We start from the raw sequence: 20,202 nt of genomic DNA, 5'->3' as shown, positions 1-20,202 counted from the left end.
GCCCGGTTCGAACCGTCCGGCGCCCGCGGCCCGGGGACCACGCAGGGCCAGGAACTCGTCTTCATCGGCACCGGACTGCGCGTCGACGCCCTGCGTGCGGCGCTGGACGCCTGCCTCCTGCTGATGGGCGAGGCCGTCTCCCCCGACGACGACTTCCCTGCGTGGGAGACGTACGGCATCGAAGACGCCTGCGAGCACGAGCAGGCTGCCTGAAACACCAGCCCGACACGCTCCGGGCCGGACGGTGGTCGCAGCCACGGCATCTTCCGGCCCGACCCTTTTCGTCAGGTCCTCAGGAGAGCGGAGCCGAGGCCCGGGGTCCGGGGTTCCCTCCGACGTGGGGCCAGGATGGAGGTATGAGTGACGATGCACGGTCCTTTCCTGGGTGCGGTCCAGGAGACACTCCTGATTCCGCTCTACGGACGGGCTGTGGAACACCGCAAGAGGGATGCCGCGCTGCGCGACGGGCGTGCCGCGGAGATCGTGGCGGGGCTCTCCTACGACTTCGGACGCTTCGACGGGCTACCGAGCCTCGTCGGCACTGTCCTGAGGACGGTCCTGTTCGACAGCTGGGTGCGGGACTTTCTCGCAACTCACCCGTCGTGCACGATCGTCGAGATCGGAACGGGTCTCAACACGCGGTACGAGCGCGTCGACAACGGCAGGGCTCGCTGGTTCGAACTCGATCTTCCCGACGTGATCGAGGTGCGGCGTTCGTTCTTCAGCGACACCCCGCGCCGGACGATGATCGCCGCGTCCGTCACCGACAGCGCGTGGGCGGAGGCCGTGGCGGCCGGCTCCGACGGTCCGTACTTCTTCAGTGCCGAGGCGGTGCTGCCCTTCCTGGACGAGACTGATGTCCGCGCCGTCGTCGGCATGATCGCCGCGCGCTTTCCCGGGTCGCGTCTGGCCCTGGACACCGCGGGCCCGGCCTTCATCAGCGGCCAGAACGGGTATGACGCGCTCAGCAAGGTGGCCGCCCGCATGCGGTGGTCCTGCGCCGGCCCGGACGATCTCACACGATGGCGTTCGGGGATCGAACTGGTCGCCTCTCACACGCTCTCCGCTCTGCCCTCGCATGTGTACGGCCCTCTCCCCGCCCCCTACCAGGAGATGCTCGCCGCTCTCGCCGAGCAGCGGCCGCCCCAGGTGGAGGAGTACCGGCTCAACCTGTTCCAACTGCCGTAATGTGCAAGCCCGATGGGGCGCCGCGAAAACCTCGCGGCGCCCCACTCTTCGTTCTTCGCTGTCCGTCCGTGTCTCTTACACGGTCGCCTCCGACGCGGACAGCGCAGCTGCGGGCACCGCCCGGCGGCGGGCACGGGCCAGGAGGCCGTGCTTCGGGGCGAGGCACCAGGTGAGGGCGAAGAGCCCGGTGAGCACGACGACGATGGATCCGCCGGCGGCCAGGTCGTACGCGTACGACACGTACAGTCCGCCCAGGGTGCCGGCGCAGCCGATGCCGGACGCCAGCAGGGTCATGACACCGAGCCGGTCGGTCAGCATGCGCGCGGTCGCGGCGGGGGTGATGAGCAGCGCGAGAACCAGGATGTTGCCGACCGCCTCCAGCGACATGACGATCGTCGTGGTCACCACGATGTAGAGGAGCAGGTCCAGGCCGAAGACCGGCAGGCCGGCTGCGCGGGCCGTTTCGCGGTCCAGGGTCACGGCGATGAGTTCCTTGCGCAGGAGGAGGACGACGGTGACGAGAACGGCCCCGAGTCCCGCCACCGTCCACACGTCCTCGGGGCCGACGGCGAGGACCTGGCCGAAAAGGAAGGAGGACAGGTCGGTCGTCCAGCTGTCACGGGTGGACACGAGGACGATGCCGAGGCCGAAGGCGAACGCGAAGAACACCCCGATGACGGTGTCCTCCTTCAGCCGCCGGTTCTGGGCGACGAAGGCGATGAGGACGGCGGTGGTGACGCCGGCGGCCGCGCCACCGAGCAGCAGGTTGCCCTCCAGGGCGTACGCGAGGGCGACGCCGGGGAACGCGGAGTGAGCCACGGCATCACCGATGAAGGCCATGCCCCGCAGGACGACGAAGACGCCGACGACCCCGCAGACGAGGCCGACGACCGCGGCGACGGCGAAGGCACGCTGCATGAAGGGTAGTTCCCAGGGGCCGAGGAGGAACTCGATCACGCCGCCGCCTCCGTGTCCCGACCGGCATCCGTGCCGGAATGCGTTCCGGCCTCCGGTGCTGCATCCGGGTGCGCCGTCCGCTGGTTCGGTACGGTCGTCGCGCGATCCAGGCCGAAGGCCCGGAGCATGCGGTCCGGATCCGACAGCAGCTCCGGGCCGCCCTCCGCGACCACCGTCTGGTTGAGCAGGACGACGCGGGTGCAGGTGCGGGCGGCGGCCGCCAGGTCGTGCGTGGTCATCAGCAGGGCCGTTCCGTCCTCGGCCAGTCGGCCGAACAGGTCGTTGAGGAGTTCCTGCGTGGGGACGTCGACGCCGGTGAACGGCTCGTCCAGAAGCAGGATCCGTGGTTCGGCGGCCAGGGCACGGGCCACGAGGACGCGTTGGCGCTGGCCGCCCGACAACTCGCCGATGGGTCTGCGCCGCAGGTCCGTGAGGCCGGTGAGGTCCAGGGAGCGGTCCACGGCAAAGTGGTCCTCCGCCGTGGGTCTGCGCAGCCAGCCGATGCGCCGGGTACGGCCGGACAGGACCGCGCCCGCGATGTCGACGGGGAAGTCCCAGGCGAACTCGTGCCGCTGGGGGACGTAGCCGATCTTTCGCCGAGCCTCCGACACGGGCTGCCCGGCCACGCGGACGCGGCCGGCAGACAGCGGGGCCAGGCCGAGGACGGCTCGCAGCAGGGTGGTCTTGCCGGCGCCGTTGGGTCCGATCAGCCCGACCAGTTCCCCGGCGCCGACGAAGAGGTGCGCGTCCTGGAGTGCGATGCGGCCGCCGAGGGCGACGGTGACGCCTTCTGCCCGAAGTACGGGATCACCGTCGCTCATGCCCGTGCTCCGTTCCGCTGCTCCCGGCGGCGGTTGAGCACGACGAGGGTGGCGCCGGCCGTGGCGATCGCCACGGCACCGACACCGATGAGCGCCACGTCTCCCGCACCGGTGCTGGCCATGGAGCCAGACGTGCCCTTGCTCTCCCCTGTGCCGTTCCCGGTCCCTCCGGAGGCGGAATTGCTGCCGTCTTCGGTGTCCGGCTTGTCGCCGGTACCCGAGGACGCCCCTCCGGATCCGGAGCCGCCGCCGGTCGGGCTGACGGAACCCGGGTCCGTCTTGTCGCCAACCACGAACGTGAGAGTCTCCGTGTCGGTCGAGGCCGAGCCGTTCTCCAGAGTGCCGGTCATGGAGAGGGTGAGTCGGTGGACGCCCTCGCCGCCGAAGGCCCAACCGCCGTGCGCGTGCGTGTTGGCCGGAACATCGATGGAGTCCGGCACGCCGTCCTTGCTGTTGAACAGGACGGTCGCGCCAGAGAGGCCGTCGTACGTGTACAGGGCGAAGCCGCCGGGCCCTTCGGCCTTGGTCAGGCCGAACTTGACTCCGCCCTTGAGCGCGCCGGCCTCGACGTTGTCGGTGGACCAACCCGGCCACAGCAGGCCCTCCTGCTGGACCTGGTCGAGCAGCCAGACCGGTTCGCCGGCCTTGCCCAGGAAAGAGAAGGCGTTCCCGGCAGGGATCTGCTTCTTCGCGGCGGACTTGACGTGGAGCACCACCGAGGACGGCTCGCGCCAGGTGGTCTTCCCGGCAACCGTGCCGTCCTTGACCTGGATCTGCAGCTTCCCGTCGACGACCCGCGCGGCGATGTCGATGTGGCCTTCCTGGAGCACCTTGTTCTCCGCGGCGGCCTTCACCCTGGCGGGTGCCTCCGCCGCTGCAAGAGCGCCGACGGGCGCGTCGGCGGACTGTGCGCCCAGGGCAGGGGCGTCGCGCCGGCCGGGCAGTGGAGTGGCCGTGCCGGACCGGCCGGGGGCGGCACCGGACTCGTCTTCGACGGGCGGTCCCGACTCGGTCGGGGACGGGGGCAAGGGAGGTGGCGTGGCGACGGCTTCGGCGCCGACCCGTACCGTCAACGTGGTCGTGCGACGGGCCGGATCCGTCCCCGCAGAGGTGGGGGCCAGGGTGAGCCGGTACGTGCCCGGGGCGGTAAACGCCCAGCGGGCGACGGGCATCGCGGAGCCGGCGGTACGAGGCGGAATCGGGTATCCGTCCGCGGGAAGCCCGTCGGGGCCGCCGCTGCTCGCCAGCAGCGCCCCTTCCCCCGCGCGGTGGATGACGAGGGCGCCGGGTCCATCGCCGTCCGTGAGAGTCAGTCCGGCGGTGTCGGCCGGCTCCTCGACGTCCCACACCTGGGCGCCCGGGTCGCCCAGGAACGCGTACGTGGGGTCGTCCGGCACGACCACAAGATGGGTGTCGTCGATATCGATCGCCGGACCGGCCGCGGCTGCGGTGGGTGATACCGGTGCCGCGGGCGCCGCCGTCGCGGCCGTTCCGGGCTCGTCGGAGGCCGCGGCGGCCGCGGCGGCGGGGGCAAGCATCAGGGCTGTGCCGAGGGCGCAGCCCAGCGCGAGCCGTCCTGTCGTCCCCTTCTTCCGTACGCTCGTCATCAGGTCGTACTTCCCTTTCCGCCCAGGCAGCGGGCGAGTTCGTCGGCGTTGTGGCGCATCATCCCGACGTAGTCGTGGACCTTGTCGTCGAAGGAGTCGCCGTAGATCGTGCAGAGGCCGACGCCCTCGTCCTGGGCCACCCGGCGCAGGATGTCGGCGCGTGCGGCGAGGTTGGGTTCGAGGAAGACGGCCGGGACCTTCTTCTCCCGGATGGTGCGGCGCAGTTTCTCGACCTCGGCCGCGCTCGGCTCCTGGCTCGGCACGGGGACGACGAAGCCGGCGACCTCCATTCCGTACGCCTTGGCGAGGTAGCCGAAGGCGTCGTGCGTGGTGATCAGCTTGCGGTTGGCCGCGGGGACAGTCGCGAGCGTGGCGGCGACGCTCTTGTGGAGATCGGCGAGCGTGCTCAGGTACGCCTTGGTGTTGTGCTCGTAGAAGGCCTTGCCGGCGGGGTCGGCCTTGATGAGTTCGGCCTGGATGCGGCGGACGTAGGCCTCGGCGTTGGAGACGTCGCCCCAGGCGTGCGGGTCCATGTCACCGTGGACGTGCTTGCCGATGACGGCCTGCGGCAGGACCCAGATGTCCTCGCCGGCTATACCGAGGAAGCGGTACTGCGGTTCCTTGGGCACCTTCTGCTTCGCCCGGTCGGGGACGTTCAGCGCGACGGCCGTGCCGGGCATGCGCACCCGCTCGCCGGTGGCCTTGTCGTCGGTCCGTACATACACCGACTTCTGCTGGGCGTTGAGAGTGAGGTCGGCGTGTCCGCCGTCGAGGGTCTTGTGGTCCTGGGCCGCCCTGTTGTGTGCGGCGCCGCCGACGGTGAAGGTGACGGTGCCCTGCCCGGCGCCGGTGGTCGTTCCGTCCAGGGCCTCGACCCGGCCGCGTAAGGTCAGTTCGTACGTACCCGGCTCGGTGAAGACCCAGTTGACGTGGGTGTGCGCCTCGGGCGGCAGGGTGAAGGAGTCCTTCGCGTCGAGGCCATCGGTCGAGTCGATGTAGCTGGTGGGGTTGCCGAGCGTGTCGGTGAGGTAGACGTGCAGGTCTCCCGGGCCGGTGAGCTTCACGGCGGTGGTGCGTACGTGCGCACCTTCGTCGGCGACCTCGCCCTCCACGGCCCAGCCCAGCCACAGCACGTCGAGCCCGAGGTCCTCCTCCAGCTTCATCACGGTGCCGCCGAACTGCTCCAGCTTGGCGGCGATCTCGATCTTCGGTGCGCCCTTGCGGGCGTTGTTGTGGATCATCTTGGTGATCCCGGGCTCTTCCAGGAGCAGCCCGTTGGAGAAGACGAGGTCGGCGTGGGCGACCTTGGCCGTGTCGCTCGGGCTGGGCTCGTAGGAGTGCGGGTCGCCGTGGTGCGGCACGATCGAGGTCACGTCGACGCGCTCGCCGCCGACCTGGCGCACCAGGTCGGCGATGATGGCGGTGGTGGTCGAGACCGTCAGGACCGCGTCGGAGGTGCCGGGACGGGGTCCGGAGCAGCTGGCCAGCAGCAGGGCACCGGCCAGGGCAAGAGCAGTTCTTCGTGGTGCGGTGCGCACGACGGAAACTCCTTGGTAGGTACGCAGGACCGGCTCCGGGGGTGGGAGGGACGGCTGTGGCCCCGGAGACGGTGGTCAGTGGGCGGAGTCGGACGGTTCCTCGCGGCGCCGGCGTGCGACCAGGAAAGCCGCCGCTCCGGCGCAGACCCCGGCGATCGCCAGGCCGATGGGCAGTAGTGCGGGGGCGCCGGTGGAGGCCAGGCTGCCGCCCGTCGACCCGCCGGTGACCTGGCCGCCGTTGCCGGTGTCGTCGTCCGGTCGCGGAGGCTCCGTGCCCTGAGGGTTGTCCGTGCCGCCGGTTGTCGGTGCGGACGGCGACAGGGACGGGCCGGGCCGGGAGGCGGATGGGGTGGTACTCGGGGTCCCGCTGGGTGCGGCGGTCGGGGTGGTGGGCTCGGCCCCCCGCCCCGGCTTCACCGTCGTGGGGTCGGTGGAGCCGACCGCCCAGGCGATCGTCGCGGTGTCGCTGACCTTCGTGCCGTCGGTGAGAGTGGCGGCAACGGTGAAGGTCGTGCGGTAGACCCCTTCCTTGGTGAAGGCCCACGCGGAGTGGGAGTGGCTTCCGGCGGTGTGCTCGAACGCGTCGGGCAGCCCGTCACCGCTGTTGACGAGGACGGTGCTGTCCATCGAGTTGTCGTTGACGACGGCGAGCGTGCCGGGGCCCTGGAGGGAGTCAAGCCGGTAGGTGACCCTGCCCTTGACCTGGGAGGCGGGGAATTCTTCGGTGCTCCAGCCAGGCCAGACGAGTCCGGCAAGCTGGCTGGAGGGGAGCCACCACACGGGGTCTCCGGGTTCGCCGAGGAAGTCGTACGCCTCGCTGAGACGGCGCTTGGCGGCGGGTTTGACGTGGATGACGACGTCATCGGGCTCGTGCCACCGCGGGTTCTGCAGTGTGCCGTCCTTGATCTGGAAGGCGAGCTTCCCGGCCTCCACCGGTCGGGCGGCCAGGTCGATGTGTCCGTCGTCGATGATGTGCGCGGCAGGCGCCGTCGAGGTCGGCGTCGGGGTGGACGGGGTGGTGGGCGTTGGCGTGGGAGTCGGTGTGGTGCCGTCACCGGGCCGTACCTGCGTGGGGTCCGTGGAGCCGACGGCGACGGCGAGGGTCTCGGTGTCGCTGACCTTGCTGCCGTCGGCCAGTGTCGCGCTGACGGTGAGGGTGAGCCGGTGGACGCCTTCGGCGGCGAAGCCCCACGTGGGTGCGAACCGGTCCTGCCCCTGGGGCAGCGAGAAGGACCGGTGCGCGGGGTCCTCGCTGTTGAGGTGCTGGACGGGTTCCTGGTCCGACCACTCCATTTCTTCGGTGAACGTGTAGAGCGCGAACCGCCCCTCCCCCTGGGCGCGGTCGAGCGTGACCTCGACCGACCGCGCGCCGGCCAGGCCCGTCCAACCGGGTGTCAGGGCGAAGACGTCCTTCGCATGACGGCCGTTCAGGAACCATCCGTACAGTCCTTCACCCAGGACCGGATTGACCGGCGAGATGATCGATTCCTTCGCCTCGGGCACCACGTGCAGCACCACGTCCGACGGCTCGCGCACCACGGTCCCGTTGCCGGTGCGGTCGGCGATCCGCAGGTTCAACCGGCCGTCGGAGAACTGGGGAACGAAGTCGATGTCGCCCTGGGCCAGCACGATGGCGCCGCTTCCGGCGTGGGCGGTCCCGCTGCCCGCGGCGACCAGTCCGGCCGCGGCGGCGAGCAGCACGGCGGCCAGGGCGGCGGCGGTCGCCGCGACGGCGCGCCGGCCGTGTGTCAGGACGCTCATGGTCCTGCCTCCTTGCCAAGGCGGTGACCCGCCCGCGCGGCGGGCACGGACGGGTCACCGCGGTCTATTCGCCGGTCAGTTGGCGACGGTGACGGTGTACGTGTCCGTGGCCGACTTGGTCACACCGCCCACGGTGCCGGTGACGGTGAAGGTCACCTTGTAGGTTCCGGGCTCCTCGAAGGCCCAGTTGGCGTGGTCGTGCGCGCCGACGGCGAACGTCTTGGTCTTGTACGACGTGGTGGTACCGCTGTCGTAGTAGCGGTCCACGGTCGAACCGTTGACCTTGTAGACGCTGAAGTCGTCGGTGGCGGCGCCGTCGCGGGTCACCGTGCCGAGCTTGTACTGCACGGTGTTGTTGGCGAACACGCCGGTGGCCAGGTGCTCGGTGGAAATGCCGGGCCACAGGATGTTCTTGGCGCTCGCCACGGCCTGGTCCTGCGGCAGGACCCAGACCTGGGCACCAGTGCCCAGGAAGCCGTACTGCGTGCCGGTCGGACGCGTGATCTTGGCCGCGGCCGGCACGGAGAGCACCACGTCCGCCGGGTTGTACTCGACGGCGTTGGTCTCGTCGTGCACATGCAGCGCGAAGGCAGCACCGTCCCACTCCGCGTCCACCACGTCGACGTGACCATTGGAGATCGTGGTCGCGGCGAAGGCGGAGCTGTTGAGCCCGGCCACGGCAAGCACAGTGGCGGCGACGCCGGTGACGGTCATCAGGCGCTTACGGGTATGCAAAGGAACCCCCCATGGGTCATGTCCATGCCTGTCATGGAATACCGAGACGATAATCATTTTCGTTAAGTCACCGCAAGCCCCGCTTCATCGCGCGAGCCCCGGAAAGCGGCCCGGCGCGCCGCTCGCATCACAAAATCGAACACACGTACCATTCACCTGTGCCCACGTACGACTTCCCGCAAGACCTCCGCGACGCCCAGCTCGCGCTGCGCCGGACCCGCGCCGCCTACGAGCAATACGCCGCCACGCTCCCGTGGTCGGCCGAACCGATGCCCGGCTGGGACAGCGAGAGGCAGCCGTACACCAGCTTCCGCTCTGGCAAGGCCGACAGCCCCGGCTACTCCGCCGAGCAGACCGCAGAGGTGGCCCGGTTCCAGGCTGAGCTGCTCCGGCTGAGCACCGAAGTGGCGACGCACCCGTTCTGGGCGACCCTGGACAGCGGTGTGGTGGCGGCGCGGATGGCGCTCAAGCACGCACACGAACCTGCCGGGGACGAGGCGGCATAGCCGTGTCCGACCCCGCGTCGATATCCCGCCTCGACAAGCTCCGGGCTCTTCAGGACTGGCTGGACTGGCAGTTGCGCCAGACCCGGGGCCGGATACGGGAGATCGAAGCCCAAGAACGCCAGGGCCAACAACGGCAGGGCCAGGAGCGGCGGGCGCCGGAGCGGCAGCGCGGCAGGGAGCAGGGGAAGCCGCCGGTCGGGAAGCGGGAGAGCGAGAAACAGCGCCCGCGCACCTTCCCGGACTGGGGCATCACCGACATCGGTGTCGGCACCCTGCGGTCCGAGATCCGCCGCGGCGACTGTTTCGCCGCCGGAAAGCAGCTGCGGGCCATCAGCCGGGACCAGGCCCTCGCCGACGGAATCCAGGCCTGCGAGGTGTGCCGGCCGGACACCGCACTCGGCGCGCTGTGACCCTCCTGACCGATTGCCCTCGAAGAATGACCACCACGGATCGAGATCGTGAGAACAGCCAGGGACCGGCGGTCAGCCGAGCCAGAAAAATGTGTGCCAGAACCGAGTTTCGACGGCAGATGTGCACAACTTCGGGTTCTGGCTCGCTTTCCGTGAAGCGCATACGTTGAGTGACGGACGACGTCTGCGAAGGTGCGCGACGCGGCCCTCGTCGCCGCCATCCCCTCGCAGAGCACCACGCCCTCACCGAGCACCGCATTGAGCTGGCTGACCAGGCCCACCGCCTGCTCAGCATCAGCACAGACCGATACAAACGCGACCGCGCACTGAACGCGCTGAGGGCCTGGGGCCACGACACCAGCGCCCTGGAAAACGCGAGCGACATAGCAGCCCGAGAACTGCACGCCCGCATGGCCGATCCTGATCTGTGGTGGGCAAGCAACGGGACAGGCGACTGCGCCGAAGACCCGCCGTTCTGACACAGAGACGCGCACCTCCCTGCCCATTAGCCGTTACTCAACGTATGCGCTTCACGGAAAGCGAGCCAGAACCCAACTTCGGGAGGCGCCCCGCCCGGGCCGTGGTCGATGTTCACACCCGACAGGCTGACGTGCCCTCGCCACGTCGCGCGGGCGGGAGAAGATCTCGTGGTGAACTCATCTATGGCGGAGGTCCTCTCCGTCGTTCTGCTCCTGGCGGTGCTGGCGTGCGCCGTCATCCGCCCGTTCGGATGGCCGGAGGCTGTTGTCGCCGTCCCGGCCGCAGGCGTAGTGATCGCTACCGGGGCGATCTCGCTGGCGCACGCCCGCGAGGAGGCGGAGCGGCTCGGGCCGGTGATCGGATTCCTCGCGGCCGTCCTGGTCCTTGCCCAGCTGTGTGACGACGAGGGGCTGTTTCACGCGTGCGGGGCGTGGATGGCCCGGAGCGCGGCGGGGCGTCCGCGCCGCCTGCTGGTGCAGGTGTTCGCCGCCGCGTCGGTGATCACCGCGGTGCTCAGTCTGGACGCCACGATCGTGCTGCTGACGCCGGTGGTGTTCGCCACCGCCGGCCGGCTGGGCGCCCGGCCGAAACCGCACGTCTACGCCTGCACCCACCTGTCGAACACCGCGTCACTCCTGCTGCCGGTCTCCAACCTCACCAACCTCCTGGCGTTCGCCGCCAGCGGGCTGAGCTTCACGCGCTTCGCCGCCCTGATGGCCTTGCCCTGGCTGGTGGCCATCGCCACCGAGTACGTGGTCTTCCGCCGGTTCTTCGCCACCGACCTGGACGCCGGAGCCCAGAGCCCACCCGCCGCTGAGCCGCGCGAGCTGCCGGTCTTCGCCCTGGTCACGGTGGCGTGCACGCTGGCCGGGTTCGTCCTGACCTCGGCGGTGGACATCAACCCCGCTTGGGCGGCCTTCGCCGGAGCGGTAGTGCTCGCCGTGCGGGCTCTGGCCCAGCGCCGTACCACTCCCGGCGCCATCGTGCGCGCCGCCGCGGTGCCGTTTCTCGCCTTCGTCCTGGCCCTGGGCCTGGTGGTCCGCGCGGTCGTCGACAACGGCCTGGCGAGCGGGCTGGGGCACCTGATCCCCGGAGGCACGGGACTGGCGGCCCTGCTCGGCATCGCGGTGGTGGCCGCGGTGCTGGCCAATGTCATCAACAACCTGCCCGCCGTGCTGGTGCTGCTGCCACTGACCGCCCCGTTGGGGCCGGGCGCGGTCCTGGCGGTCCTGATCGGTGTGAACATCGGCCCGAACCTCACCTACGCCGGCTCCCTGGCCACGCTGCTGTGGCGGCGCATCGTGCACGAACACAACAGTGAGGTCGGACTCGGCGAGTTCACCCGGCTCGGGGTGTTGACCGTGCCTGCGGCCCTGGGGCTGTCGGTGGTGGCACTGTGGACCTCGCTCACCCTCATCGGAGGCTGACCGTCATGAGAGTCATCGTCTGGATCACCGAGGGCACCTGGCCCGCCGGCATCGACGCCGCCCGTACCCACGCACCCGACGACGCCGACATTGTGCTGCTCCACGTCACCCCGGCCGACGTCCCGGGCGCGGCGCACGGCGCGTTCGCCGGCCTGCTCGGCCGCGGCCATGGCGAACGCGACCCGGGCACGCAATTGGAGCACCTGGCCGCCGCCTCCGCCCAGACGCTCCTGGCCGAGGCCGCGCAGCGTCTGGGCCGCTCCTGCGCCCGCATCGAGCGCACCGGCCGCGTCGAGCGGGAAGTCGTTGCCGCGGCCGAGGGCGCTGATCTGCTCGTCCTCGCCCGTGACGGTGACCGCACCCATCTCGGGCCGCGCAGCCTGGGGCCTGCCAGCCGTTTCATTGTCGACCACGCCCCGTGCACCGTCCTGCTGGTGTGGCCCGAGCCCGCACCCGGCATCGACACCATCCCGCCCCCGCCACCGCACCCGCCGCACCACCGATAGGACAGGCACCGGGCGCTGGACCGCCTTCTGCAGCCGGGAGCCCGGATGGCTCAGCAGTGGCGGGGGAGACGGGCATCCCCTCGCTCAAGCCGCACCGGGCAGAGGGCCAGCGGGCATCGGCGCGGCGGCTGGAGGAGGAGATCAAGGCCAGGATGCCGGAGCGGTCGCTGATGGGGATCCTGGCCCGCACCGCGTACTGGGTGGAGTGGTGGCGGCGTTTCGGCCCAGTGAGCGACAGGGCGGAAGTCCCCGATCGCGGCGGATCGAGGACTTCCGCCTTTACGGGCCCGGCCGGAGGGGATCTGGGCGGGGCCCTGTTGCCGCCCCGGGTGCCGGGTGCCCGTTTACGCGGTGGGGGTGAGTTCGGCGCGGCCGAACAGCAGCGCGTAGCCGGAGGGGAGCTGGTGCAGGATGCGGGTCAGGAGGTCGGGGCCGGCACAGGCCGCGACGGCGGAGAAGACGGAGCCGGTGTCCCAGCGGGTGGTGGCGAGGGAGGCGCCGGTGCGGGCGGCGAGGTCCTTGACGAAGTCCCAGCCGGTCAGCGGCTGCGTGTCGGGGATCTGCGCGGTCAGGACACGTGCGGCCTCCAGGGGCAGCCGGGCGGCCAGGTCGACGCGCTCGTCGCCGGTCAGCTGGCGTCCCAGCCCCGCGAGGACCAGGCGGACGGCTTCGTCCGCTTTCTCGCGGGTGGGGTAGGCGCCTTCGTAGCGGACCTTCTCCAGCATCTGCTCATACGCCGTCCCGTATGGCTGCTGGTACTCAAGCGGTGCGCGCACGTCGGTGATCACTGCGGTGCATACCTTTCGTGGAGCCAGGGTGGGGTGGTGCCGGTGTGCGGCACCGGTGGTCAGGTGGGCTGGGGGCGGCCGAAGAGGAGGTCGTAGCCGACGGGGAGCTGGAGCAGGATCTCTTTGAGGAGGTCGTCGCCGGCAGTGTCGGCGACCGTGGACAGCACTGCGCTGACATCCCACGTCACGGTCTGCTCGGTGGCGCCCTCGATCCAGGCCGCGGTCGCCCGCACGAACCGCTCCGGCGACAGGGGTTCGGCGCTCTGCAGCGGGTTGAGCAAGATCAGGGCGAATTCCTCCGGCAGGCGTGCCGCGAGCTGGGCGCGGACCTCGCCGACCAGGTGCGCGCCGAGCAGGGCGAGCACCACACGGGCCGCGCGCTCGGCTTCCTCCACAGTGCCGTACTCACCGCGTTCCTTGACGTGGTCGAGGAACGCCTCGCGTCGCAGTGTCATCTCGGCCACCACCCCTTGTTCTTCGGACTGCCCACGGAGGTGTGGAGGACGGGGTGAAGGGGAGATCAGGTGCCCGTCCTCCGCACCGGTCCGGCCGGTGTCAGCCGGAGATCTCCTTGTGGCCGGTCCCGACGCCGATGGAGATCTTGCGGGGCTTGGCGCGCTCGGCGATGGGGATGCGCAGGGTGAGCACGCCCGCGTCGTAGTCGGCCTTGATGTGCTCGGTGTCGAGGGTGTCGGCGAGCACGATCTGGCGGGAGAAGACGCCCAGCGGCCGCTCGGACAGCTCCATCTGCACGTCGTCGGACTTCGCCACCGGCCGCCGCTCGGCCTTGACGGTCAGCATGTTCCGCTCGACGTCGATATCGATCGCGTCCGCGGTGACACCGGGAAGGTCGAAGGCCACCACATACTCGTCACCCTCGCGGTAGGCGTCCATCGCCATCGCCGACGGCCTCGACCAGGTACCCGGGCCCATCAGCTGCTGCGTCAGCCGGTCCAGCTCACGGAAGGGGTCAGTGCGCATCAACATCGTGAAAACACCTCCAGCAGGTTCAGGCAGTTACTGCCAATGCGCCTCACTGACACCGTTGTAACATGTCATCCAATGGATGACAAACATGATGTCGTCAGCTCGATGACAACTCCAGGGAGATGTCCGTGACGCCAGCCGACCAGCCGTCCACGACCGGCACCGACGCCCACAGCCCGGCGTCGTTCCTTGCCACCGCGGCGGCCCTCAACGCCATAGACGACGCCTTGCGCGAAGCCCAGCAGGAGGCCCCGAACGCTTCCGATGCCGGGCCGGGCCCGGAGCAGGCCCTGGCCTCACTGATGCTGTTGCGGCAGGTCCGCGAGCAGCTCGCCGGATGGGAGACCGGCCTGATCGAAACGGCCCGCGACGCGGGCGCCAGCTGGGCCGACCTCGCCCACCCCCTCGGCGTCGCCAGCCGCCAGGCCGCCGAACGCCGTTACCTGCGCGGCCGTCCCGGCCCGGCCGGGACTACCGGCGAACAGCGCGTGACGGCCACCCGTCAGGCCCGGGCCGCCGACCGCACCACCGCCGCCTGGGCCCGCCGCAACGCGGCCGACCTGCGCCGCCTCGCCGGCCAGATCACCGCACTCACCGACCTTCCCCCCGCCGCCCGCCGCCCGATCAGCGAGCTCCACGCGGCCCTCGCCCACGACGATCCCGCCGACCTCATCGCCCCGCTGACCGCTGCCTGCCCGCACCTGGCTGCCGCCCACCCCGACTTCGCCGCCCGGCTCGACACCCTCACACCTCCCTGACCCCGCCCGGGGGCCTGCTCCTGCGATGTGCCCAAGGCTAGCGAAACGTGGGACCCCGGCCGCTTCGGAAGTCTCATTCCTGAGACAGCGCCACCTGCCCTGAGGTAAGGCGACTGCGAGCCGAGAGCTCGCGCCCGTCGGGCTCTGGCCGAAAGGCTGGACGGACCCGGAACCGCAGTGGCTATACCGTGGTGATGCGGAGCCCCCGGTCGGCAACCCACGCTCGCTCAGACAAGCCACACGCAGCAGCGCCTGGTCAGGACGATTCGCTGAAACCGCGCAGACTGGCCACGGAAGTATCAGCCCTTTAGGAGATGTGGCCGGCGCCAGGAGACCGGCGACGGCCAGCCGCGCCGTGACCCGCCGACCAGCCACGGGGCATTCCCGATGCGAGCACCGGGTTCACAGGCTGAATCGACCCAGTCTGTGCAGCCTCCGCCTACCCCGACGGGTCGCGTCGATGTACGAACACACGAAAAGTATTCCGTCGGGTGCGGTCAGGGGGAAGGCCAGATCGCCTTCGCCTACGCCAGGGCGCCGACCTTGCGGCAACCCCCTCACTGACCAGCCCCAGCCCGATACCGGTCCCGCTTGCACCAGTGGAGTGATTCACCGGTCATGGAAGCCCTCACAGCCGGGGAGTCAGCTGTCGGCGGCGATGATCGGAGGAGCGAATTTCTGGGGCGATGGTCGATGTCTCACGAAGGTGAACGATTGCGGCCGGTCAGGCCAGAAGGGGCGGCTGCGGCTGTGGAGGACCGTGAGCGGCGGCCCGGCAAGAACGTGGTGGACCGGTCGGAGGGGCGGCTCGGTGAGCGGCTCCTGGGGCGCCTGCTGGACCGTGCGCACGAGATGCCGCCGCAGTTGATCGCTCCGATGATCGCGGAAGAAGTGGCCGGCATCGGTGGCCGAGAGGTCTCGATCCTCCTGCAGGACTACGGGCGCGAACTGCTGGTGCCACTGCCAGGTCTGAGACTCCTTGTCGGCGAGCCCCAGGAGATCGCTGACTCTCCGGCCGGTACGGCGTTCCTGCGGGCCACCACCGTCGAAGTTGCGCAGGCAGACGGCGTGCGGATGTATCTGCCGTTGCTGGACGACAGCGACGAGGTGGGAGTGCTGGCCCTTACCCTGGACACCGTCGATGACGACGACCGTCGGCTAATGCGGCGGCTCGCGAGTCTCGTCGCGGACATTCTGGCCACCAAGCATGCGTACACCGACCTGTTCTTCCAGGCCCGTCGCCGCGAACCGATGAGTGTGGCCGCGGAGATGCAGTGGTCCCTGCTGCCGCCGCTGACCATGTCCGTGCCACAGGTCGCGGTGGGCGGAGCCGTCGACCCTTCGTACGACATCGCGGGCGACAGCTTCGACTACGCCCTCAACGACAACATCCTGCACGCGGCCGTCATCGACGCGATGGGCCACGCTCTGGACGCTGCCACCATGGCGACCGTTGCCATCGGCGCCTACCGGCATGCCAGACGCGCCGGCATCGGCCTCGCCGAGATGTACCGGTACATGGACCAGGCAATCGCCGAACAGTTCGGGCCCGACCACTTCGTCACCGCACAGATGATGAACCTGGACATCACCACCGGCCTGTTCCAATGGGTCAACGCCGGCCACCCCCTACCGCTACTGATCCGCGACAAGGAGGTGATCCGCCAGCTGGAAGGCCCCACCACCCTGCCCGTCGGCCTCGGCGGTACATGCCCGTCCATCAGCCACCTCCAGTTCCAGCGCGGCGACCAGGTGCTGTGCTACACCGACGGGGTGATCGAGGAACGGGACGCCCACGGACAACCCTTCGGCGAGCAACGGCTCATCCGCTGCATCAACCAACTCGAACACCAGGACGGAGGAATGCGGGCCAAGGCGCTCCAGCTCTCCAACGCCCTGAAACAGGAACGCGGCGGGCACACCAGTGATGACGCCACCCTCTTCCTGATCAAATGGCACGGGGAAACCGCCGACCACCTCGCCGCCCTGCAGGAGTGAAGATTTTCTCAGGCATTGCGCACGGCCTGCTCGACGTCGTTGCGGTCAAGGCCCTCATTCTTCGCGTACTGCGTGACCGCTTCCTGGAGATCACGCTCGAGATCACGCCAGGCCCGCCATGCCGTCTCGTAGGTCGTCGTTTGTGCCTCGCTCCACGGCTCGGTGGCCGGTGGCCCCAATCGCTCGCGCAGTTCCATGACGCGCACGTGCGCCGCGTCCGTTGCGCGCCGCATGCCGACCAGCTCTTCGATGGTGTCTGCCACGCCCGAACCCTAGAACGCCACAACCGGGCGCGCCTGCGCGAAACAGGGCGAAGCGGTAGTCACGCAGCGCTCTTTACACGACGGTGTCCGGCCCGGGCGAGCGCGTCGATGAGCTCGTCGCGGCTCATCTTGGAGCGGCCCGCAATGTCCTGCTCGGTGGCCCGTTGGTACAGGTCTGCTTTGCTCAACTGGCGCAGCTCGCTCTTGCCCCCGCCCTGGCGGCGGGTTGACATCGATGCGCGGGCTGACTTCGGCGGGCCCTTCTTGGCCACGGTCTTCCTCTTCGCCTCCGGCTTGCGCATTTGGGCGGCGGCCTCCTTCTGCCGCGGCGCGGCCGGCTCCCGGTCTCCGGCGCCACGGGCCTGGTCGAGGCTGCCCTGCAGGAGTGCCGTCAGGTCGACAACGTTGGTGGCCTGCGGCGCCTCCTCCGCTGCCGCGATCTCCTGCCCCTCGGTACGTGCCCGCACCCCCACCCGGCGCACGCCGGCCCTGGCCGTGAAGGAGGAGAGCTGGCGGCGACGCTACCCGCTCTTCCCGCGACTGCTCTTCGTCCTGGACGGCACCGGCCCCGCCGGTATCCACACCCGGATTGAGGCTCTGCATGCTGCCGCCCGGCAGCCGGAGCTCGCCGTGTTCCTGCGCGACGTTCCTGTCCTGACCGCACCCATGACCGACCTCCTGCGGCACGGCCCGACCGCACCCGTCTGGCACCCCGTCACCGACCCCGACCACCGCGTCGACTGGATGCACACACGGCGGGCGATTCCAGGCCCGACCACGGGCGCCGGGCCCGGGCCGACAGGCCCGACCACGCCAGGTCACAGCACCGTGTGGGGAACCAGCTGACGACGACGAACCCGGCCATGCAGAAGACTCAAAGGCGCTCGGACCCCCTCGGATTGATCACACCTCCTCCGCAGAGGTCGTCGGCTGGTTCATCCCATCGCGAGCGAGGGGAGGCGCAGACGACCGATTTAGCCCCACCACCCTCTTTATGGATCTGCGGGCAGCCAAGCCGTGGGGAGGTCGACCGCTGCAGGCGGAGGCATGCCGACGGCGGCGAGCAGCCCGGAAGGAGCCGGACCTGTCGCGGTACGGAACGACACCTCGCCGCCAGTGAAGCTCGCACCATGGAGCAACACCAGGCCACCTGATGAGAATCTCGCGCCACCGAACGACACCTTGCCACCGGTGAAGCTCGCGCCATGGAACGACACCAGGCTGCCGGAATACTCTAGGTCGCCGTCCTCCCCGTAGCCCCTGCGGAACCCCGCGATGGCGATTGGCCCCCTGCCATGGGAGAACACCGCAGAGTCGAACGACACCCTGCCGCTGGAGAACACCGCGTCCTGGAACGACACCTGGCCACCAGAGAACACGGCGCGATCGAATAAGGCCTCGTCACCGGAGAACACCGCGCGATCGAACGACACTCTGCCGCTAGAGAAGCTTGCGCCCCGGAAGTTCAGATTGCCGTCAATGATGACGCCAGTGAGGTCGAGGTCGCAGCCCTGCCAAGAGCGGCGGGTTCCCCGGGGGCGTCGGTAGTGGTCGCCGATGAGGCGCAGGATCGTGTGGCGGACCTTGCGGAGGGCCAGGTAGCGGTGGTGTTCCTCTTGGTGGGTGGTGTCGTTGCCTGGGTCGGGGGTGAAGGGGAGCTGGAGGTAGGCGCACAGGACGTCGATGCAGGTCTGGCGCAGGCTATCGTCGGGGGCGTCGTCGGCTAGGCCGGCCAGTGCGTGGACGCCTCCGAGCCGGACGGCCGGGGAGTCGGATCCGAGTTTGTCGACGGCCTGGGAGAAGCGCTCGGTGTGGAGCCGAGTGGCTTCGCGGTGGGCGCCGGCCTCGTCGACGCGTTGACGGCGGTAGGCCACGACCAGGGCGACGAGCGCGCCGGCCCCGGCGACCACGCCGAAGGAGAGCTTCACCAGATCGAAGAGCGTCGTGGCGTCGAGCTTCGCGGTGCTGTCGATCTCCTTGAAGTCGAGCAGTTCCACCAGCCCGTAGAAGATGCCGCCCGCGGCCAGGACCGCAGCAAAGAAGGCGAGGGCCAGGGCGCGGCCGACCTTCCACAGTCTCAACTCCCGGTTATCCGATGCTGGGCGCGTCCGTCGGTTGGCTGTCATACCGAGGGAGACAAGGCACTGAGGTCTGCGGTTGCAGGACGCCCGCCGCCGCGGCAACCTGTGCCAGCCACTCGACTGGATCCCCGAAGTCCACCACCCACTCGGCGGAGGTGAGGCCGTCATCCCCGACGCCCTCCTCTACTACCGCAGCTCCAGCACCGCGGACGACGGCGCGGGCGGGGACGGCGGGTCGATGCTGCGGGCATTCGTGGAAGTCGACCGGGCCACGATGGGACCCGAGCGCCTGGCCGCCAAACGGCCGGTAACGGCGGCCTCGGAACTGTCATGGCTGACCCCGGGGCCGCCCTCGACGTGAGGGTGGCGTGACGGAGGTTGGCCGTCATCAGGCGGCTGCCGCCAGCGCGGCCGGAGCAGGGGCCCGGCGTTCACCGGGTCCGCTGCCAAACCACAGAGGGGCGCTTTAGCGGAGGGGGCATGGCGCGAGGATTCGCCATCCCCCTTCGCCGTAGGGTGGGCTCGTCCGCGACTCGGAGCCGGGCACCCCGTGTCACGGCAGGTTCAGCTGCCAGGAGACGCCGTAGCGGTCGTTCACCCAGCCGAACTTCGTGCTGAAGCCGTAGTTACTCAGCGGCATCAGCACTCCGCCGCCTTCACCGAGTGTCGTGAACAGGCGGTCCAGCTCCGCCTCGTCGTCGCACGTGACGAACAGTGAGAGCGAAGGGGTGAACGTGAACCCGTGCTTCACGTGGCTGTCGATGCACATGTACTGCTGGCCGCCGAGAGTGAATGTCGCCTGCAGCACGGATCCCTCGCGACCCGGCCCTTCCGGCCCATAGCGGGTGACGCTATCGACCGCGCCGTTGAAGGTGGCAACGTAGAAGTTCATCGCCTCCTCGGCCTGTCCTTCGAACATAAGGAAGGCGTTGATCTTTTGCATGAGCCGACGCCTTAGCTGTTGTGGTGGATGATCTGGATCAGGTTGCCGCAGGTGTCGTCGAAGACGGCCATGGTGACCGGGCCCGCGTTCATCGGCTCCTGTGTGAAGACCACGCCCTTCTCCTTCAGCCGGGTGGTCTCCTCGTGGACGTCCTTGACCTCGAAGGAGGTGGCCGGGATACCGTCCTGGACCAGCGCCTCCTTGTACGGCGGGACAGCGGGGTGGCCGGACGGTTCCAGCAGCAACTCGGCGCCCTCGGGGTTCTCGGGCGAGACGACCGTCAGCCAGCGGGCGCCGCCGCCGAGGGGAATATCGTTCTTTTTCACGAAGCCGAGCACGTCGGTGTAGAAGGCCTCAGTGCGTTGTGGCAAACCGGATCTCGTTCGAGGTGTGCGGCAGCGGGGTGACCATCTGGATGGAGGTTCGGATGCGGCCGCGGGCATGAAAG

25 protein-coding genes are annotated in these 20,202 nt (G+C 69.7%); 11 read left to right on the top strand and 14 right to left on the bottom strand.

Annotated features, from left to right (window positions below; translation table 11 throughout):
• Both ACFU6I_RS42785 and ACFU6I_RS42780 read left to right on the top strand, forming a co-directional pair.
• On the top strand, positions 1 to 213 hold a 213-nt coding region (locus ACFU6I_RS42785; RefSeq protein WP_384378235.1), incomplete at its 5' end, for a GTP-binding protein.
• Positions 214 to 366: 153 nt separating this feature from the next.
• Positions 367 to 1,188: a class I SAM-dependent methyltransferase gene (locus ACFU6I_RS42780; protein ID WP_384378232.1), complete on the top strand. Its 822-nt coding sequence runs from the start codon at positions 367 to 369 to the stop codon at positions 1,186 to 1,188.
• Positions 1,189 to 1,263: 75 nt separating this feature from the next.
• On the opposite strand, the gene ACFU6I_RS42775 is transcribed toward ACFU6I_RS42780, so the two are convergent.
• The 6 genes from ACFU6I_RS42775 to ACFU6I_RS42750 all read right to left on the bottom strand — a co-directional run bounded on the left by ACFU6I_RS42775 (position 1,264) and on the right by ACFU6I_RS42750 (position 8,607).
• A complete protein-coding gene (locus tag ACFU6I_RS42775; protein ID WP_384378229.1) occupies positions 1,264 to 2,145 on the bottom strand; it encodes an anchored repeat-type ABC transporter permease subunit in 882 nt (293 codons plus the stop codon).
• The gene (locus ACFU6I_RS42770; RefSeq protein ID WP_384378226.1) at positions 2,142 to 2,966 is read right to left on the bottom strand and encodes an anchored repeat-type ABC transporter ATP-binding subunit; all 825 of its coding nucleotides are present in this window, start codon (positions 2,964 to 2,966) and stop codon (positions 2,142 to 2,144) included. The genes ACFU6I_RS42775 and ACFU6I_RS42770 overlap by 4 nt, the downstream gene beginning before the upstream one ends.
• On the bottom strand, positions 2,963 to 4,573 hold the full coding sequence (locus ACFU6I_RS42765) for a TIGR03773 family transporter-associated surface protein (protein WP_384378223.1): 1,611 nt from the start codon (positions 4,571 to 4,573) through the stop codon (positions 2,963 to 2,965). The genes ACFU6I_RS42770 and ACFU6I_RS42765 overlap by 4 nt, the downstream gene beginning before the upstream one ends.
• Complete coding sequence (locus ACFU6I_RS42760) at positions 4,573 to 6,111, bottom strand: anchored repeat ABC transporter, substrate-binding protein (protein WP_384378220.1); 1,539 nt, start codon at positions 6,109 to 6,111, stop codon at positions 4,573 to 4,575. The genes ACFU6I_RS42765 and ACFU6I_RS42760 overlap by 1 nt, the downstream gene beginning before the upstream one ends.
• Positions 6,112 to 6,186: 75 nt before the next feature.
• The gene (locus ACFU6I_RS42755; protein ID WP_384378217.1) at positions 6,187 to 7,872 is read right to left on the bottom strand and encodes a choice-of-anchor M domain-containing protein; all 1,686 of its coding nucleotides are present in this window, start codon (positions 7,870 to 7,872) and stop codon (positions 6,187 to 6,189) included.
• Between the two features lie 75 nt (positions 7,873 to 7,947).
• Entirely contained in the window at positions 7,948 to 8,607 is a 660-nt protein-coding gene (locus ACFU6I_RS42750) for a choice-of-anchor M domain-containing protein (RefSeq protein ID WP_384378214.1), read from the bottom strand.
• A 158-nt stretch (positions 8,608 to 8,765) separates the two neighbouring features.
• Between ACFU6I_RS42750 and ACFU6I_RS42745 the strand changes: the two genes are divergently transcribed.
• From ACFU6I_RS42745 to ACFU6I_RS42725, 5 genes are all read left to right on the top strand, one after another.
• A complete protein-coding gene (locus tag ACFU6I_RS42745; protein WP_384378211.1) occupies positions 8,766 to 9,113 on the top strand; it encodes a hypothetical protein in 348 nt (115 codons plus the stop codon).
• Positions 9,114 to 9,115: 2 nt separating this feature from the next.
• Entirely contained in the window at positions 9,116 to 9,523 is a 408-nt protein-coding gene (locus ACFU6I_RS42740; RefSeq protein ID WP_384378208.1) for a DUF6233 domain-containing protein, read from the top strand.
• 170 nt (positions 9,524 to 9,693) lie between these two features.
• Positions 9,694 to 10,002 carry a hypothetical protein gene (locus tag ACFU6I_RS42735; protein ID WP_384378205.1) on the top strand — a complete coding sequence of 103 codons (309 nt, stop codon included), beginning with the start codon at positions 9,694 to 9,696 and terminating at the stop codon, positions 10,000 to 10,002.
• Positions 10,003 to 10,185: 183 nt separating this feature from the next.
• Positions 10,186 to 11,430, top strand: a complete 1,245-nt coding sequence (locus ACFU6I_RS42730) for an SLC13 family permease (RefSeq protein WP_384378238.1) — start codon at positions 10,186 to 10,188, stop codon at positions 11,428 to 11,430.
• A 5-nt stretch (positions 11,431 to 11,435) separates the two neighbouring features.
• Complete coding sequence (locus tag ACFU6I_RS42725) at positions 11,436 to 11,936, top strand: universal stress protein (RefSeq protein WP_384378202.1); 501 nt, start codon at positions 11,436 to 11,438, stop codon at positions 11,934 to 11,936.
• Positions 11,937 to 12,280: 344 nt separating this feature from the next.
• Here the strand turns inward: ACFU6I_RS42725 and ACFU6I_RS42720 are convergent, their stop codons facing one another.
• From ACFU6I_RS42720 to ACFU6I_RS42710, 3 genes are all read right to left on the bottom strand, one after another.
• The gene (locus ACFU6I_RS42720; RefSeq protein ID WP_384378199.1) at positions 12,281 to 12,724 is read right to left on the bottom strand and encodes a DUF2267 domain-containing protein; all 444 of its coding nucleotides are present in this window, start codon (positions 12,722 to 12,724) and stop codon (positions 12,281 to 12,283) included.
• A gap of 59 nt (positions 12,725 to 12,783) precedes the next feature.
• Entirely contained in the window at positions 12,784 to 13,179 is a 396-nt protein-coding gene (locus tag ACFU6I_RS42715) for a DUF2267 domain-containing protein (RefSeq protein WP_384378196.1), read from the bottom strand.
• A 100-nt stretch (positions 13,180 to 13,279) separates the two neighbouring features.
• Positions 13,280 to 13,711, bottom strand: coding sequence for an Hsp20/alpha crystallin family protein (locus ACFU6I_RS42710; RefSeq protein WP_384378193.1), 432 nt, complete (start codon positions 13,709 to 13,711; stop codon positions 13,280 to 13,282).
• Positions 13,712 to 13,839: 128 nt separating this feature from the next.
• Between ACFU6I_RS42710 and ACFU6I_RS42705 the strand changes: the two genes are divergently transcribed.
• Positions 13,840 to 14,469, top strand: a complete 630-nt coding sequence (locus ACFU6I_RS42705; protein WP_384378190.1) for a type III effector protein — start codon at positions 13,840 to 13,842, stop codon at positions 14,467 to 14,469.
• Positions 14,470 to 15,219: 750 nt separating this feature from the next.
• Positions 15,220 to 16,467, top strand: a complete 1,248-nt coding sequence (locus tag ACFU6I_RS42700) for a PP2C family protein-serine/threonine phosphatase (RefSeq protein WP_384378187.1) — start codon at positions 15,220 to 15,222, stop codon at positions 16,465 to 16,467.
• A gap of 8 nt (positions 16,468 to 16,475) precedes the next feature.
• Here ACFU6I_RS42700 and ACFU6I_RS42695 read toward each other — a convergent pair whose 3' ends face one another.
• Both ACFU6I_RS42695 and ACFU6I_RS42690 read right to left on the bottom strand, forming a co-directional pair.
• The gene (locus tag ACFU6I_RS42695; protein WP_384378184.1) at positions 16,476 to 16,730 is read right to left on the bottom strand and encodes a hypothetical protein; all 255 of its coding nucleotides are present in this window, start codon (positions 16,728 to 16,730) and stop codon (positions 16,476 to 16,478) included.
• A gap of 59 nt (positions 16,731 to 16,789) precedes the next feature.
• Positions 16,790 to 17,197, bottom strand: a complete 408-nt coding sequence (locus ACFU6I_RS42690) for a hypothetical protein (RefSeq protein WP_384378181.1) — start codon at positions 17,195 to 17,197, stop codon at positions 16,790 to 16,792.
• A 28-nt stretch (positions 17,198 to 17,225) separates the two neighbouring features.
• Here ACFU6I_RS42690 and ACFU6I_RS42685 point away from each other — a divergent pair, with 28 nt between their 5' ends.
• Positions 17,226 to 17,576 carry a hypothetical protein gene (locus ACFU6I_RS42685; RefSeq protein WP_384378178.1) on the top strand — a complete coding sequence of 117 codons (351 nt, stop codon included), beginning with the start codon at positions 17,226 to 17,228 and terminating at the stop codon, positions 17,574 to 17,576.
• Between the two features lie 146 nt (positions 17,577 to 17,722).
• Here ACFU6I_RS42685 and ACFU6I_RS42680 read toward each other — a convergent pair whose 3' ends face one another.
• Complete coding sequence (locus tag ACFU6I_RS42680) at positions 17,723 to 18,811, bottom strand: pentapeptide repeat-containing protein (RefSeq protein ID WP_384378175.1); 1,089 nt, start codon at positions 18,809 to 18,811, stop codon at positions 17,723 to 17,725.
• Positions 18,812 to 18,887: 76 nt separating this feature from the next.
• Here ACFU6I_RS42680 and ACFU6I_RS42675 point away from each other — a divergent pair, with 76 nt between their 5' ends.
• Positions 18,888 to 19,172 (top strand): replication-relaxation family protein, encoded by a 285-nt coding sequence (locus ACFU6I_RS42675; protein WP_384378172.1) that lies wholly within the window; start codon positions 18,888 to 18,890, stop codon positions 19,170 to 19,172.
• Positions 19,173 to 19,364: 192 nt separating this feature from the next.
• Here the strand turns inward: ACFU6I_RS42675 and ACFU6I_RS42670 are convergent, their stop codons facing one another.
• Both ACFU6I_RS42670 and ACFU6I_RS42665 read right to left on the bottom strand, forming a co-directional pair.
• Positions 19,365 to 19,754, bottom strand: a complete 390-nt coding sequence (locus ACFU6I_RS42670; protein WP_384378169.1) for a VOC family protein — start codon at positions 19,752 to 19,754, stop codon at positions 19,365 to 19,367.
• Between the two features lie 11 nt (positions 19,755 to 19,765).
• Positions 19,766 to 20,125 (bottom strand): VOC family protein, encoded by a 360-nt coding sequence (locus ACFU6I_RS42665; protein WP_384378166.1) that lies wholly within the window; start codon positions 20,123 to 20,125, stop codon positions 19,766 to 19,768.
• Positions 20,126 to 20,202: the final 77 nt, after the last annotated feature.

It is taken from the genome of Streptomyces sp. NPDC057486 (assembly GCF_042802415.1).
In the GTDB taxonomy this organism is placed as follows: Bacteria; Actinomycetota; Actinomycetes; order Streptomycetales; family Streptomycetaceae; genus Streptomyces; species Streptomyces yanii.
Note: the sequence above shows the minus strand (reverse complement) of the source record. Positions and strands in the feature narration are given on the sequence as shown.

Coding starts and splice junctions, on each gene's coding strand:
- ACFU6I_RS42780 (WP_384378232.1), top strand. CDS start 367: ATGCACGGTCCTTTCCTGGGTGCGGTCCAGGAGACACTCCTGATTCCG.
- ACFU6I_RS42770 (WP_384378226.1), bottom strand. CDS start 2,966: ATGAGCGACGGTGATCCCGTACTTCGGGCAGAAGGCGTCACCGTCGCC.
- ACFU6I_RS42765 (WP_384378223.1), bottom strand. CDS start 4,573: ATGACGAGCGTACGGAAGAAGGGGACGACAGGACGGCTCGCGCTGGGC.
- ACFU6I_RS42755 (WP_384378217.1), bottom strand. CDS start 7,872: ATGAGCGTCCTGACACACGGCCGGCGCGCCGTCGCGGCGACCGCCGCC.
- ACFU6I_RS42730 (WP_384378238.1), top strand. CDS start 10,186: ATGGCGGAGGTCCTCTCCGTCGTTCTGCTCCTGGCGGTGCTGGCGTGC.
- ACFU6I_RS42725 (WP_384378202.1), top strand. CDS start 11,436: ATGAGAGTCATCGTCTGGATCACCGAGGGCACCTGGCCCGCCGGCATC.
- ACFU6I_RS42715 (WP_384378196.1), bottom strand. CDS start 13,179: ATGACACTGCGACGCGAGGCGTTCCTCGACCACGTCAAGGAACGCGGT.
- ACFU6I_RS42710 (WP_384378193.1), bottom strand. CDS start 13,711: ATGTTGATGCGCACTGACCCCTTCCGTGAGCTGGACCGGCTGACGCAG.
- ACFU6I_RS42670 (WP_384378169.1), bottom strand. CDS start 19,754: ATGCAAAAGATCAACGCCTTCCTTATGTTCGAAGGACAGGCCGAGGAG.